The organism is Nostoc sp. LEGE 12447 (assembly GCF_015206985.1).
Classification (GTDB): Bacteria; Cyanobacteriota; Cyanobacteriia; order Cyanobacteriales; family Nostocaceae; genus Nostoc.
Genome location: NZ_JADEXT010000002.1, coordinates 227,884 through 240,234, shown reverse-complemented (window position 1 = coordinate 240,234; position 12,351 = coordinate 227,884). Strand labels below are relative to the sequence as shown.

7 protein-coding genes are annotated in these 12,351 nt (G+C 40.9%); 4 read left to right on the top strand and 3 right to left on the bottom strand.

Annotated features, from left to right (window positions below; genetic code table 11):
• Nucleotides 1–5: 5 nt before the first annotated feature.
• The 3 genes from IQ274_RS03475 to queF all read left to right on the top strand — a co-directional run bounded on the left by IQ274_RS03475 (nucleotide 6) and on the right by queF (nucleotide 1,436).
• Complete coding sequence (locus IQ274_RS03475) at nucleotides 6–389, top strand: phasin family protein (RefSeq protein ID WP_114085360.1); 384 nt, start codon at nucleotides 6–8, stop codon at nucleotides 387–389.
• A 160-nt stretch (nucleotides 390–549) separates the two neighbouring features.
• Nucleotides 550–948, top strand: coding sequence for a hypothetical protein (locus tag IQ274_RS03470; protein WP_094330725.1), 399 nt, complete (start codon nucleotides 550–552; stop codon nucleotides 946–948).
• A gap of 89 nt (nucleotides 949–1,037) precedes the next feature.
• The gene (queF, locus tag IQ274_RS03465) at nucleotides 1,038–1,436 is read left to right on the top strand and encodes a preQ(1) synthase (protein WP_193867370.1); all 399 of its coding nucleotides are present in this window, start codon (nucleotides 1,038–1,040) and stop codon (nucleotides 1,434–1,436) included.
• 177 nt (nucleotides 1,437–1,613) lie between these two features.
• On the opposite strand, the gene pstS is transcribed toward queF, so the two are convergent.
• The 3 genes from pstS to IQ274_RS03450 all read right to left on the bottom strand — a co-directional run bounded on the left by pstS (nucleotide 1,614) and on the right by IQ274_RS03450 (nucleotide 4,995).
• Nucleotides 1,614–2,708: a phosphate ABC transporter substrate-binding protein PstS gene (gene pstS / locus IQ274_RS03460; RefSeq protein ID WP_193867369.1), complete on the bottom strand. Its 1,095-nt coding sequence runs from the start codon at nucleotides 2,706–2,708 to the stop codon at nucleotides 1,614–1,616.
• 118 nt (nucleotides 2,709–2,826) lie between these two features.
• Nucleotides 2,827–4,224, bottom strand: a complete 1,398-nt coding sequence (locus tag IQ274_RS03455) for a cytochrome c biogenesis protein (RefSeq protein ID WP_163928705.1) — start codon at nucleotides 4,222–4,224, stop codon at nucleotides 2,827–2,829.
• 30 nt (nucleotides 4,225–4,254) lie between these two features.
• The gene (locus IQ274_RS03450) at nucleotides 4,255–4,995 is read right to left on the bottom strand and encodes a cytochrome c biogenesis protein CcdA (RefSeq protein ID WP_163928706.1); all 741 of its coding nucleotides are present in this window, start codon (nucleotides 4,993–4,995) and stop codon (nucleotides 4,255–4,257) included.
• A 181-nt stretch (nucleotides 4,996–5,176) separates the two neighbouring features.
• Here IQ274_RS03450 and IQ274_RS03445 point away from each other — a divergent pair, with 181 nt between their 5' ends.
• Nucleotides 5,177–12,262, top strand: a complete 7,086-nt coding sequence (locus IQ274_RS03445) for an AAA family ATPase (protein ID WP_193867368.1) — start codon at nucleotides 5,177–5,179, stop codon at nucleotides 12,260–12,262.
• Nucleotides 12,263–12,351: the final 89 nt, after the last annotated feature.

The following is a 12,351-nucleotide window of genomic DNA, read 5'->3' as shown; positions in this document are numbered from 1 at the left end:
CAACAATGGCTGGTTTTGGAGATATTGTTCAAAAAGCTTTTTACCTCGGTGTTGGATTAGCTTCTTACGCAGGTGAGAAAGCAGGGGGGAAATTAGCCCAAGTGCGATCGCAAGTCCAAAAACTGGCAGATGAAATGGTGGCAAAGGGCGAAATGAACACAGAAGAAGCCCGCCGCTTTGTTGAAGAAATGATGAAGCAAGCCCAACAAGCCCAACCATCTGCTGAAACCTCCGAGAAAACACCGCCTTCGGAACCTCGCCGCATTGAAATTTTAGAGGAAGATGAAGAACCAACGGTGAAAGAGGGATCAAGTGATGAGAATGTGGATAAATTGCGTCAAGAAGTGCTAGACCTGCAAAACGAGTTAAAACGATTGCAACGCGATTAATAAAAAGTATTTTTTACTCGATATAACTGGCAATAAGTGGCACTTTGACATGGCACTTCATATAGAAACTTGATAAGATACATTGCCTAGTGTATATTCTAGTGCTTCCACCCAGATAACACAAAGCGTCCTGTTTATAGCCTGCAAAGGTGTCAAGTTTATGGAACAGTGGCAAAAGGATTTAGCAGAAATCGTTGAAACAGTGGCTGATGAAGTAGAGCGTTTCTTCCTGGGAATGAGTGAAATGGTTGACGCTTTTTTTGAGCTAACGGAAGAAATTACTGAGCAAGTCCCTAATATTGTTACTGAAGTCGATCAGTATTTACAGGATTTAGCTGAACCAATGTTGGAGGCTTACTGGGAACTGGAAGACATGGTAGCAGATGTAGATCCAGGTTTTCCTTATTCAGTTGAACCTACGGCTGAAAAAAATCCTGCCTGCATCGGTTGTACTCATTACCACGGTCAAGTTTATAGTGGTAATTTGTTAGTTTGTGCCATGCATCCCCACGGTTGTGAAGATGAGAATTGTCCAGACTGGGAGAAGGAAGAGTATTGAGGGGGGAGTAGAGACGCGAAAAATCTTTGTCTGTACAAAACTAATAAAAAAACGTAAAGATAAGTAAAATAACCAATGACAAATGACAAATGACAACTGACAAATTCCCTGAAATGAAGTATGGTGAACGCGATATTGCGGAAGGGAAATTAATTACCTTTCCAAATCCGCGTGTGGGGAGACGATATGACATTAATATTACTTTGCCGGAATTTACTTGTAAATGTCCGTTTTCCGGCTATCCCGACTTTGCGACAATTTACGTTACATATATACCTGATGAACGGGTAGTAGAATTGAAGGCGCTTAAACTTTACATTAACAGTTACCGCGATCGCTATATTTCCCACGAAGAATCTGCCAACCAAATTTTGGATGATTTTGTGGCTGCTTGTGACCCGTTAGAAGCCACTGTGAAAGCAGATTTTACGCCTCGTGGCAATGTACATACTGTGATTGAAGTGCGTCATCATAAGTACCCATCATAAAAAAGGGATATGAATCTGGATGTAGAGACGTTGTAATGCAACATCTCTACAAGGATTCTGAAATTACACAAAATTATTTTTCATACTCCAATTAGCAATGCCAAACTTTGGTTTTTAGTGAAGACGAACATTTTTACTCAGGTTGATTAAGCGGACACGATCTAAACTAAAAACTAGTTATTTTGCAATTTTGTTTGCAGCAGATTGCACTTGAAGCACAACTTTTTTAGATAAAGGAATATATCCGAGTTCCAAACTGGATTTTTGCCCCTCAATCAAAGCCCAATCAATAAATTTTTTTAGCGCTTCACCTTTGACTCGGTTGGGATATTGCTGATAAGTTAAAACCCAGCTATAAGTAACGATGGGATAAGACTGGGAACCTGTAGGATCGTTGATAAAAGCAATCAAGTTATCGGCAGGTAACTTCACTGACTCCAAGGTTTGAGCTACAGATTCTGGTGTCGGCGTAATATAATTACCAAATTTATTTTCCAAAGCAGCCACAGGAAGTTTATTTTGTTTGGCGTAGACGTATTCTACATAGCCAATAGCTCCTGGGATTTGTTGAACTAAGGCAGTAACACCTTCGTTACCCTTTCCACCAATTCCCACTGGCCATGCGACAGCTTTACCTGCTGCAACTTTGCTGTTCCATTCTGGACTTATAGCACTTAGATGTTGCGTCAACACACTTGTAGTTCCACTACCATCAGTGCGGTGTACAACCTGAATCGGTAGATTGGGCAAATTTATGCCTGGATTAGCTACAGCTATTCTCGGATGATTCCAATTCGTAATTTTTCCGAGAAAGATATCTACATAAACTTGGCGTGATAGCTTTAAACCATTTGGCAGATTGACTGGAGGTGACTGGAGGGCGGGCGCGAGGTTGTAAGCTAGCACTATGGAACCAGCTGTCATGGGTAAAGCAATCACTCCCCTTTTTATCTTAGCTGCTTGTTCATTTGTAATTCCCACATCACTAGCTGCAAAATCTACAGTACCTTCAATCATCTGTTGCACTCCAGCGCTGCTTCCTATAGCTTGATAGTTAATTTCCACATTGGGATTTTGCTGGTTGTAATCTGAAAGCCAGCGTTCGTACAAAGGCGCAGGAAAACTTGCCCCAGCACCAACGAGAGAAACGTGCTTGATTTTTTTATTATCGGTAGTACAAGAAGCGATACTCAACAATATAGCGATTACAGGTAGTAGGCAAACCCGTCGTTTAGATTGAAGTTGAGCAGATATACAAAACTTTAGTTCCAATGCTTAATAATTTTCCAATCTGTAGCTGTGTAGGTGTAATTAATTGTAAAACGAGGAAAATACATTTGAAATACAAAGGTACGCCAAGTTTTCAGTTATGCTATGCGTACCTTTGCATTTAAACTTCAATAGCCGTCTCTTTTTCCTCAATTTTTGGCTCTGAACTAAGCCGATCTAAAATTTCTAAAACCTCTTGTTCAAAAGCAACTTGAGCGCGATTAGTTTTGCCACCAACATATAAGAGATCGCCTTTTTGCAATGCCCATATTTGTGAATGAGAAAAGTAACTCATCACCACACCCAACATTAGTAAACCAAATCCTGAGTAAACAATTGGTATGCCTGGATCGGCTTTAATTTGTAAGCCAGTGCTGCCAATAACATCCAGAATTTTCAACTTCACGCCATTGACTTCGGTTGACATCCCAGCGCGGACAGTATCAACGAGTTTACCCTTGGGATCATAAATTAATACCATCCCTTGCAAGTCTTTGGCTAGCAAAGAGACACCCTCACTCAAATCCGGTTTAGTAGGAACCCACGTACCCCAAATGCGCCCTTGTCCTTTGGTGTTCAATAGCGCCATTGGTAATTGAAAAATCGGGCTGTTGTTAAATTGGACGCGAACACCTGCAATTCCCCAATCAGTTTGGTAGAAGGTTATGCCTCGATAGCGCAGAGGCTCGTTAACAAAAATCTTCTTGTGGTCAACTTCCTCTCCCTGCTGATTTAAGACAGACATATCGGAATAAAATTGATCGATGCCGCCAGATGGAGTGTAATCAATCCAAAAACGATTGACGCGCACAGACCAATCTTTTGAGACTTGGGCGGCTAACGGGCCAGCATCGACAATATTTGTCACTTGAAATGTATCGCCACTGGCAATCATTTCTTGTGCCATAAACCCAGTCATCGCCCCCCAAATTCCCCCTATTAGAATAGCTACGATACCAATATGAACAATAATTGGGCCGATGCGTCCGACTATTCCTTTGCGGGCATAGAGGATATTTTCTTTTTCTTGATCTGGAAAAATTTTATAGCGGCGTTTCTGTAATAGTTGGCTGAGAGAATTTAGAGAACCATTATCTAGTTCTGCACTTAAAGCTAATTTTTGAAATTGCCGTGGTTCTTCGTAATATTTCCAGCGCTGGGCGGCTTTTAAAGCTGGTAACTGACGGGTAAAAGAACAAGCAGTTAAGCTAGTACCAAATAAAATGAGTAATGCCAGAAACCACCAAGTACGATATACATGGTCTAAGCCAACTACCTGAATTACTTTCCAAGTTAAGAAACCAAATAAAGCTGGATGTTCTGGGTAGTTAGCCTGATAAAATGCGGGTGGCTGACCTTGCTCAATTACAGTACCGGTGGAGCTAAAGATTGCAATCAATAGCAATAGTGCGATCGCTAGTCGTAAGTTAGTCAGTACGGGCAAAAGCTCTTGCTGTAAGTACTTGCCAGGTATTGCCCACCATTTTAATTCTTTGGACGCTGAATCTTCTAAAGTCATTACGTGTAAAATCTAACAAAGGTATTGATATTAAAAACTGCCAAGGGGAATCCGAGAAATTAAGGAAAAGACACCGAATCCTACCAACAGCGCCCCGCTAACTGGGTTAATCCAACCAGACCAGCGACGCAATTCTAGTAATTTTTTAATGGAAGCTGTAAAAGTACCCGCCAAAATCAATGGTGCTACATAACCGGCTGTGTACGACAGTAGCAAAACAGCGCCTAAAATTAAGTCTTGTGTATTGGCAATCCAACCCAGTAAACTGGCTAAAACAGGCGTGCTACAAGGAGATGCAACTAAGCCGAAAGTCAGCCCCAGTAAATAAGAACGCAATCCTATAGGTAAATCTTGCGAAATCCAATTCGTTTCGCCCAAAGATGGAAATTGCAGAGGTAGTGCTTCTAGTAAGTTCAGCCCCATGAGTATGGCGATAATGCTGACGATAATTGGCAAACCAATTCCCACTTGTCCATAGACTTTTCCTACCAAAGCTGCTATTATTCCCATCCCGGCTAATGTAGTTGCTAATCCTAAAGCAAACCAAGTTGATTGGGCAGCTGCTTGCAAGCGGTTTTTGGCTTCATAACCGCCGATGTAACCAATGGTAATTGGCAGCATAGAAAGCATACAGGGTGTAAGACTGGTGAGCAAGCCAGCGCCAAAGATGATACCAACACTGACCACGCTAAGGTGTGCCAGTTGGTTAGAAACGAGGCTGTTGGCAAATTGTTCTAGTTGGTAAATTTGGGTTTGCAGGTTATCAAACATGGGGAGTTTCTGAGCGGGAAATGCTTACTCTGCTTGAATTGTAGCTTATTTTTGTCTGTAGAGTCAGCAGAAGTGATTGTCTGAAGCTGATATCATCTAAATTTCATCTGCCCAAAGAAATGTATCTAAAATACAATTAAGCTCGAATTATCTCGGAAGAAGCACGGCTGGAGCATTTAGCATGATGATTGCATTACCCGGATTTAAAATTGTCACTTTGTTAAAAGCAGGGGTAAAAGCAGTCATATACCGTGGAATCAAAGTTAAAGACCAGTGTCCGGTAATTATCAAAGGGCTACGTCCAGACCAGTGTACACCCAATAATATTGAACAACTCAAATATGAGTATGCGATCGCTCAAAGGTTAAATATTGCCGCCGCAGTCAAGGTATATGCCTTAGAGATGCACCAGGGAATCCCTTATTTGATTATGGAGGATTTTGAGGCGCGATCGCTCGATCAGTTACTAGACCAATTTCAAGAACCTGTTTCGTTCTTAAAAATTGCTATTGAAATTACCAGCAAACTGGCACAAATTCACACTTGTAACATTGTCCACAAGGATATTAAGCCACAAAATATCTTAGTTAACCTCGATACCAGTCAGGTTAAAATTGCCGATTTTGGAATTGCTGCTTTTATTCCATATCAGCAGCAAATAGTTAGCAGTTCCAGTCGCATTGAAGGCAGTTTACCTTATCTTGCACCTGAACAAACCGGGCGGATGAATCGAGGAATTGACCATCGTAGCGATTTGTATTCACTGGGAGTCACCTTTTATGAGATGCTGACAGGTCAGCTACCATTTCAAGGCAAAGACCCATTAGAGTGGGTGCATTGTCATATTGCCCAATCTCCACCATCTCCGAAAAAGCTCAACTATGATATTCCCCAAATCCTCTGTGACATCATTATCAAATTGTTGTCGAAGGTTGCAGAACAGAGATATCAAAGTGCTTTAGGTTTGCAATTTGATCTGGAACAATGTTTAAAGCAATTGGAGACAACCGGAGAAATTCAACCCTTTGTTTTAGGTGAGCAAGATATTTCAGATCGCTTTCAAATTCCCCAAAAATTATATGGGCGAGAACAAGAACTTGCCAAGCTTCTCCAAGTATTTGAGCGAGTTGTTAGCGAAGGAAAACCAGAAATTGTCCTCGTCTCTGGATATGCTGGAATTGGTAAATCTTCTTTAGTTAAGGAGATTCATAAGCCGATTGTGCGAGAACGGGGAGTTTTTATCTCTGGTAAATTTGATCAGTACAAACGAGATATTCCTTACTCCACGATTGTTCAAGCTTTTCAAACACTTGTTAGACAAATTTTAACTGAACCAGAAGAGCAACTTGCCAATTGGAAAAAGCGAATACAAGCAGTATTAGGAAACAATGGTAGATTAATTGCCGATGTAATTCCAGAAGTTGAATTAATCGTTGGCGAACAGCCACCTATACCAGAGTTGGGACCTGCTGAATCTCAAAATCGATTTAATTTAGTATTTCAAAATTTTATCAGCATATTTTCGCAAAAGGAGCATCCCCTCACTGTTTTTTTAGATGATATGCAGTGGGCAGACAGCGCTACTTTAAATTTAATTAAAACCGTCATTACTGGGTCTAGTATCCATTATCTCTGCTTTATTTTAGCCTATCGAGATAATGAAGTAGATGTTGTGCATCCATTTAGTTTAATGATGGAGAAGATTTGCCAGCAGGGAGTAAGAAAAACTGAAATTGTTCTTACTCCCTTAAATCTTGTTTATGTGAATCAATTGATTGCTGATACATTGCATAGTTCAGCAGAACGAGTAGAACCTCTTGCTCAATTGATTGTCCAAAAAACTGATGGTAATCCTTTCTTTGTCAATGAATTTCTGAAAACACTGCATCAAGAAAATTTGCTGATTTTTGAACCCCAATATCGGATTTGGCAATGGGATCTAGCTCAGATTGAAGCCCAAGGTATTACAGATAATATTGTCAGCTTGATGATTGGGCGGATGCAAAAGCTACCACCCGCAACTCAAGAAGTGCTTAAATTAGCTTCCTGTATTGGTAATCGCTTTGATCTAGAAGTTTTAGCGATCGTTGGTGAACAATCTATTCAAGAAACAGCAAATGCCCTTGTTGAAGCAATTTTAAGAGGATTAATTATCCTGATAGAGTCAGATGAAACTACTTGTAGAAACTATCGTTTTTATCATGACCGAGTTCAACAAGCTGCATACTCCTTAATTGCTGATGAATCAAAGTCGGTAGTTCATCTGACGATTGGGCGGCTTTTGCTGAAAAATTCTAGTCAGGAACAAGTAAACGAGCAAATTTTTGATCTAGTCAATCAACTCAATCTCGCGGTTAATCTGATTATTGAACAGACAGAAAAAGATGAATTGGTAAGATTGAATTTAATCGCTGCTAAGAAAGCAAAAGCATCTACAGCCTACACTCCTGCTAAAAGACTTTTTAGCGTCGCCATGAATCTTTTAGCTGAAAATGCCTGGATAGAGCAATATGAACAAACATTTACTTTATTTATAGAACTAGCTGAATGTGAATTCTTAACGGGGAATTTAGAACAAGCGGAACAATTATTTGAGTTACTATTGCTCAAAGCAGAATCTCATGTAGACAAATCTAATATTTTCATGCTGCAAATCAGACTCTATCAAGTCGCAGGTAGATATGAAGAGGCGCTGACATTAGGATTAAAAGCTTTAAAACTTTTTGAGGTGGCATTCCCTGATACAGATGAGGAAGTGCAAGCTGCGATCGCAATTGAAAGAAACCAGATATCAACTAATATACATAACAGAGAAGTCTCTGATTTAATTAATGCTTTAGTAATTGAAGACCCCAATATTAAAACAGTAATTAGTTTATTGACAACTTTGGGCCCGCCTACTTATCTTGGTAGACCTCATCTCTTTCCTTTAGTCGTACTTAAAGCAGTTAACTACTCACTCAAGTTTGGGAATACGGCAGATTCCTGTTTTGCTTACAGTATGTATGCCATGTTATTGGTTTCTATCTTCCATGATATTCCTACAGGCTACGCATTTTCTGAGATGACAATTCAATTGAATGAAAAGTTTCACGACTTTAAACTTAGAGGAGTTGTTCTACACATTCATGGAAGTCATATTAACGTTTGGTGTAACCATATTGCTACCGATATTCCATTTTTAGAGCAGGGATTTATCGGTTGTGTGGAAGCAGGCGATGTGACGATGGCAAACTACAATGGTTATCAAGGCTCGTGGCAAATTATCCAGTTAGGTTTTCCACTTGCAGAAACATACAAATCGCTAGAAAAATATACTGCATTCGCCCGCCAGTCTAAACATGAGGCTGTCTATCAGACAATCAGGCTACAGCAGATGTTGCTGATAAATCTGCGCGGACTTACTTACCAAAGGTTGACTCTAAGTAATGATGAATTTGATGAATCATACGCTTTATCTATTATTACCGATGCAGGTTTTGTCAGTGGAATTATTTTTTATCACATTATCAAATTAATTATCTTTTTTACATATAGAGAATATGCAGAAGCACTAAATTGTGTATTAAAATTATCCAATTTTCCCGTTGCGACACTGGCATTACCCATTGAAACAGATTATATTTTATATTACTCACTGACTTTAACAGCTCTTTATCCAACAGTATCTTTTCCAGAGCAAGAACAGTTTTTGCTAACTCTAGAATCCCATCAGCAACAATTGGAATACTGGGCTTACCACTGCCCTGAAAACTTCTTACACAAGTTTCAATTAGTAGCTGCTGAAATAGCTCGAATTCAAGGTAGAGACTTGGAAGCAATGCGCTTGTATGAGCAATCAATTACTTCAGCCCGTAAGCAGGGATTTGTACAATATGAAGCTTTGGCTAATGAGCTAGGCGCTAAGTTTTACTTTGAGCGAGAGTTTGAATTAATTGCCAAAACTTACTTACAAGAAGCTAAAAATTCATATCTGCGCTGGGAGGCATCTGCGAAAGTTAAGCACCTCGAAGCATCCTATCCTCAGTTATTGCCACAACAACAGCTTATTTCTAACGGAACATTTATTACCACAGGCGAGCATTTAGACTTTTTATCAGTAGTTAAAGCCTCTCAAAGCATATCTAGTGAAATTGTTTTTTCGCGGTTGTTGAAGACATTAATGCAAATTGTCATCGAGCAGGCAGGGGCCGAAATCGGTTATTTGTTGCTTGAAAATGAGCAAAATATGGTCATAGAAGTAGAAGCTAAGATTAATTCCCAGGCTGAAAAACTCAATGTTTCTCGACCCGTATTTGATGGCGAAATTTCACAAGTTATTCCGCAATCAATGCTCAATTATGTTCAGCGAACTCAAGAAACAGTGATTTTGCAGAATGCTACTGAGCAAAATATGTTTTCTGGAGATGAGTATGTAATCCAAAAACAACCAAAATCAGTACTTTGTTTACCGATCGCACGTCAGTCGAAATTACTTGGTATTTTATATTTAGAAAACAATCTTATCCCCAGCGCCTTTACACAGGAAAAACTTTCCGTACTAAATATTTTGACAGTTCAAATCGCTATTTCTCTAGAAAATGCTCGTCTTTATCAAGGTTTAGAGAATAGCCAAGAACAGCTTAACCTGGCATTGAAATCTGGCAAAATTGGCGTTTGGAGTTGGGATATTACCAATGATTTGTTTGACTGGGATGAGCAGATTTATCAACTATTTGGGTTAACACCTGAAACTTTTGTTGCAACCTCTGAAGCCATTTTAGCTCGTCTGCATCCAGATGATAGCCCATTGCTGGCTCAATCGTTGAGTCGAGCGATTAACGAAGGCGTAGAGCATGATTTAGAATATCGAATTATTTGGGATGACAGCAGTATCCGCTACCTAGCCTGCCGGGGAAAAGCCTTTTTCAACGAAGTAGGTAAAGCCACACACATGAGTGGTGTTGTGCTTGATATCACAGATCGCAAACAAGCTGAAGCCGAATGTATCCAACTGATTCAAGAGCAAACCGCGCGACAGGAAGCAGAAGCCGATCAGCAACGAGCAGCATTTTTGGCTCAAGTCAGTGCAACCCTCGCTTCTTCTCTCGATTACGAAAGCACACTAGCAAGTGTGGCAAACTTAGTTGTGCCTTACTTCGCCGATTGGTGCAGCGTTGATTTGTTACAAGACAACCAATCAATTAATCGGGTAGCAGTTGCTCACCGAGATCCAGAGAAAGTTAAACTCGGTTGGCAACTTCATCAGCATTATCCGAGAAAGTTAAATGAACCAGTAGGCGTGCCTAAAGTACTGCGTACAGGAATTCCTGAAATGGTAACTGAAATCTCAGATGCACTATTAGCAAAAAGCATCCAAGATGCAGAACATCTAAGGATTATACGTGAAATTGGTTTAAAGTCCTGTATAATGTTGCCCTTGATGGCACGTGAAAGAATTTTTGGTGCAATTTCCTTTTTTACAGCAGAATCAGAACGTCGTTACAGCACGGCTGATTTGTCACTAGCTGAAGATATTGCCCATCGAGCAGCGATCGCCATTGATAATGCCCGCCTTTACCAAGATGCACAGCAAGCACAAAAAACCGCAGAGCAAGCCCTAGAGCGCATTGCCCGTCTCCAATCCATCACAGCTGCCCTTTCAGAATCGCTGACACCAGCCCAAGTCTCGGAAGTTATTGTAGAGCAAAGTATGGCTGCCTTAAGAGCCAGTTCAGCCCTCGTTGTCTTACTGAATGAAAACAAGACTGAACTAGAAATTGTGCGTGCGGTTGGCTATAACCAAGATTTGGTAGACGCTTGGCGGCATTTTCCTATTGATTCACCTTCTCCTTTAGCCGAAGCTGTGCGGACTGGACAACCTATTTGGGCGGAATCGAAGCAAGGTAGAATAGCTCGTTACCCTCATTTAGCTGAAGCTTACGCCCAATATGACATTGATGCCTGGATTTCTATTCCATTGATGGTAGAGGGTTCGGCAGTTGGAGGAATCACTTTAGGATTTATTCAACTTCAAGAACTTAGTGGAGAAGATCAAGCCTTTCTCTTGGCTGTTGCTCAACAATGCGCCCAAGCGATCGCTCGCGCCCACCTTTACGAAGCCGAACGAACGGCTCGAAACGCTGCGGAATCAGCAAACCGCATCAAAGATGAATTTTTAGCCGTGCTATCCCATGAACTGAGAACCCCGCTTAACCCCATTCTGGGTTGGACAAAGTTGATGCGGAGTCGCAAACTTGACCAAGCAACAAGCGATCGCGCCCTCGAAACCATTGAGCGCAACGCCAAGTTACAAACCCAATTGATTGAAGATTTGCTTGATGTTTCCCGCATCCTTCAGGGTAAACTTAACCTCAACTTCGGCCCCATTAATTTGGTATCAGTCATTGAAGCTGCGATCGAAACAGTACGTTTATCAGCACAGGCTAAATCCATTGAGATTCAGACAATTATTGAATCTGGTGTCGGGCCAGTTTTAGGTGATGGCAATCGATTACAACAAGTCATTTGGAATATTCTTTCCAATGCCATTAAGTTTACTCCTAGTGGAGGACAGGTAAAAATTAAATTAGCGCAGGTTGGCTCACAGGTACAAATCTGCGTAACTGACACAGGGAAAGGGATTGCACCTGAGTTCTTACCTTATGTCTTTGATTATTTCCGTCAAGCAGATGGGGCCACAACCCGGAAATTTGGCGGTTTAGGTTTAGGATTAGCGATCGTCCGGCATCTTGTAGAACTTCATGGGGGAACTGTGCAAGTAGAAAGCCTGGGTGAAGAAAAAGGAGCAACTTTCACCGTCCGACTTCCATGTTTACAGGATGAAAGTAAAGGAATCAAAGATAAAATAAATACCTCCTCACTACTGCCAGATCAGTCCTTACCTTTATCTGGCTTAAAGATTCTTGTGGTCGATGATGATGCAGATATGCGAGAATTTTTACCTTTCATGCTGGAGCAATATGGTGCAACGGTGACAGCTGTAGCTTCAGGCATTGCAGCTTTAACTGCACTGAGTCAATCTCAGCCAAATTTGATTATTAGCGATATTGGGATGCCAGAAATGGATGGTTACATGCTGATACGACAGATCAGGAGTCTGGAACCAGAGCAAGGTGGGACAATTCCCGCGATCGCTTTAACTGCCTATGCTGGAGAGATGGATTCTCAGCAAGCGATCGCTGTCGGATTTCAACAGCATATTTCCAAACCTGTAGATCCAGAAGAATTGGTAAAGGCGATCGGATCGTTAATTAAAAGTTTGTAGTCAGCGGCTCTAGTACAGTACGGCGTAAATAAACCACCTATTCTAAATCAATGAAACTCTTACGCTGTATTCATTTTGACTTTTGACTT